The sequence below is a fragment of the Stenotrophomonas sp. PS02297 genome (assembly GCF_029959705.1).
Classification (GTDB): Bacteria; Pseudomonadota; Gammaproteobacteria; order Xanthomonadales; family Xanthomonadaceae; genus Stenotrophomonas; species Stenotrophomonas nitritireducens.
In genome coordinates this window covers 1-2,327 of the sequence record NZ_JASCOS010000222.1, presented here as the reverse complement: position 1 = coordinate 2,327, position 2,327 = coordinate 1, and the positions used below count along the sequence as shown (strand labels likewise).

Here is a 2,327-nt window from a genome sequence, read left to right as displayed (position 1 = left end):
CTGCTGCGCTGGCCGCCGCAGGCTCCATGGCCGGCGGCGCGGCGGGATCGACGGCCGGGGCCGGCGCGCTGGCGGCGTCGGCGGGGGCGGCAGCGGGCTCGGCGCCCTGCTTGCAGGCGCCCAGCGCCAAGGCGCTGGCGAGGAACAGGCTGGTGTGGATCAAACGCATCGTCGTACTCCCTTGATTGGTGCCGGATCGACCGGATCGCCGCATTCAGCGGGTCACGCGGATCACCCCGCAGGCGACCCGGGCGCCGGCATTGCCTGCCGGCTGGCTGTGGTAGTCGTCGGCATCGGCATGGACCACCAGCGCGCGGCCGGCGATGTCGTTGGCCGCGCCGCCGCCAAGGGTAACGCCGCGCAGGTGTACGTCCACGTGCACGACGCCATCGGCATTGGCCTGCAGGTTGTCCATGTCGCCGGCATGGTGCGCGCCGCTGCCGGCGCGGCCATGCGGCTGCGCCGCCGGGTTGAAGTGACCGCCCGCGCTGGCGGCATCCACCGCGCTGCAGTCGCCCTTCTCGTGCACGTGGAATGCAGCCTGGCGGCCGCGCGGCAGGCCGCCGATCACGCCGGTGATATGTACGCCGCCGGCTTCCGGCACCAGTGCCACGCGCCCGCTGACCAGGCTGGCCGAGGCCGGTGCCAGGTTCGCCTCGGCCATCTGCGCGGTACTGACCGCCGCCGGCGCTGGCGGCGCTTCCGGCCTGGCCGGCGGGCGGGTGCCGCAACCGGCCAGCAGGGCGCTGCCGGCGAGGATCGTCAGAGGTAGGCGAAGGCGCATGGTGGGCTCCCGGGGCATCTGCAATGGTCGTCTGCTCCTGCCTCGGGCAGGGAAACCATCGTATGCCCGGCACCAGACAAACGCACGCATCGCCCTGATCGCGGGCGCCGATGCGGCTCCGCGCATGCACGATGCGAGCCGCGTGAGCGCAGACGGTGCGCTACGGCGGTGCCTGTCTCGAGCCGCCGGACGCCTTCTTTCCGGCCGCCTCGACCTTCGCCAGGGTCTCGCGCACGCTGCGCAGGGGATCGTCGCTGTCGTCGCCATGGACCGCCCGCATCGCCCGCAGTGCGGCTTCGGCATGGCCATGCGCAGCGCCGACTTCGCCGAGCGCCAGTTCGGCCTCGGCCAGGCCGCGCAGGATCTCGGCGGTGACCGGGTGGTTGCGCGACAGGGTCCGGTCCGCGATCTCCAGCAGTGCGCGCTGCTCCTGTTCCGACGCTTCCGCGTGGCCGGACTCCAGCAGCCAGTTGGCGTGATTGTGACGGGTGATGAGCGTATCCAGCGCTTCCGGCCCCGAATGGGCGCTGCTCCACTCCATCGCGGCGCGATAGTGAGGCCCGGATTCCTCCACCTTGCCCTGCTGGCGCAGGGCGCTGGCCAGCAGGCCGCGGGCGGAGGCGGTATAGCTGTTGTCGTCCCCATACAGGCGCCGATAAGCGCTCACCACTTCCTGCAGCTGCACTTCGGCGGCAGGGAAGTCGCGCTGGTACAGATAGGCCACGGCGAGATCGCGGCGGGTGACCAGGGTCAGCGGATGATCGGCCCCCATGGCGGCCGTCCGGCGCTGGACAAGGTCGCGCAGCAGCGCGATGGCCTGCACCTGGCCGCCCGTGCTGGAAAGCACGTTGGCGAGACGCTTTTCCGCGTCCAGGCGGTTCTGGTTGTCCGCGGGCAGCAGGCGCGCCAGTCCCCTCTCCGCCTCGCGCGCATCGCGCAATGCTTCGGCCGGTCGCCCCAGATCGATGAGCACCATCGCCAGGCGGGATTGCATGTCGTAGGCGAGCCACAGGTACTCAGGCTTGCCGCCGCGTGCCCGTTCGATGCCCTCGGCAAGCACGGTGCCGGCTTCCCGCCGCTTGCCGGCGCCCACCAGCGCATCGCCCAGCACCTGGGTCGCGCGCAGGTACTGGAACTCGAGCAGGCCGGGATGCCGCCCGGCCAGTTCGCGCACCGCCTGCAGGTGGGCGACGGCAGGGCCGAACTCCGCCAGGCTGTTCTGGTTGATGCCGATGAGCAGCTCCATGTCGGCCTGGATGTCCGGATAGGCGGCCAGCTCCCGCGCGGCGCGCCTGGACGCATCGTCGAGCACGCGCAGCATCAGCGCCTTGTCCATGTCCTGCGAGATCGCCGGATCTACGCTGTCCAGCACCGAGGCCAGGAACTCCGAGGTCACCTTCGCCCGTGCCGCCTCCTGGCGCGCTTCGCGCAGCGACCAGGCGGTGATGGCCAGGCCGGATACCAGTGCCGCCCCCCCCCGGGCGGCGGCGGCCCCCCACACCCCGGTGCGGCGGACGCACGCGCCCCGCGCCCACCCCCCCGC

2 protein-coding genes are annotated in these 2,327 nt (G+C 72.4%); both read right to left on the bottom strand.

The features are described 5' to 3' along the window. Window positions 1-214 precede the first annotated feature (214 nt). Window positions 215-784 (bottom strand): superoxide dismutase family protein, encoded by a 570-nt coding sequence (locus QMX80_RS19020; RefSeq protein WP_055772823.1) that lies wholly within the window; start codon window positions 782-784, stop codon window positions 215-217. Window positions 785-944: 160 nt separating this feature from the next. Beyond that, window positions 945-2,327: tetratricopeptide repeat protein (locus QMX80_RS19015; RefSeq protein ID WP_282278738.1), on the bottom strand; the 1,383-nt coding region annotated here is incomplete at its 5' end.

Bases quoted from the DNA above. Each gene is read 5' to 3' on its own strand.
- QMX80_RS19020 (WP_055772823.1), bottom strand. From the start codon at position 784: ATGCGCCTTCGCCTACCTCTGACGATCCTCGCCGGCAGCGCCCTGCTG.